At 30.5% G+C, this 866-nt stretch carries 1 protein-coding gene; it reads left to right on the top strand.

The features are described from left to right. Positions 1-674: 674 nt before the first annotated feature. On the top strand, positions 675-866 hold a 192-nt coding region (locus tag ACFINW_RS10005), incomplete at its 3' end, for a hypothetical protein (RefSeq protein WP_375674268.1).

Here is an 866-nt window from a genome sequence, read left to right on the forward strand (position 1 = left end):
TTTTGTTGAAAAAAGATCACAGTAGAATCCATATTGCTAAAAAGCTATATTTTTATGTTGCTATTTTCTTGAACAGCCTATAGCTGTATGGGAATGTACATTAGTAAGACTCATTTTGATAAAATAACTTTCAAAGGGGAGGATAAGTAGTGCGTAAAGATAAAAGGTACATCACGAGACCACGCATATATCATTATATGATATATTAAAAAGAAAAAATCCAACTAAAAAGCCAGTTATCCAAGGAAAACTATATTCCGGACATATTACAATTTCTTTTTACTTTACTTATTATTAATAAAACCATGCTTTCTAATAAAAATAAAGTCTATAATTAGGAAAATACATACTAAAACCTAGTACAAAGGATTTTATAGTAATCACTACCAAGTAAAAAGTAATATTAAATATACAAGGCCCTTTTTTTAGTTAGGAAAAAACAGTACACTAAACCCTTAGACTCTAAATGTGTTATCTTTATGTCCACAAAACATAATCAAAAAAACAAACATTTAGGTCTCAATACAGAGAGCACAAACAAAACTAAAGACTCAAAATGTTCACACTCTAAGCAATGATCCTCTACTCTGAATTCCAAAGAGATCAATAATGCTAAAATGTGTCTTTTTTATGTTTTGGAGGTGTTTCTAAGTTTTTTCATTGGAGAGTTTGTTATGAAAAAATTATATGCCCCACAAGCAGCGAGTGAATTAAAACGTTCTCGTTTTTCTTTTGTTAAAGTTCTTTCGTTGGCTATAGCGGCTACATTCTTATCGAATGTTACGCCTGTTTTTTCAGCAAATCCTGATTTTAGAAACACGTTTCTTGAAGGTGTAAAAAGTGCCGGTGTGTCTTATCCACAAAGC

The organism is Bartonella sp. AA18HLJMS, assembly GCF_042197245.1.
GTDB lineage: Bacteria > Pseudomonadota > Alphaproteobacteria > Rhizobiales > Rhizobiaceae > Bartonella.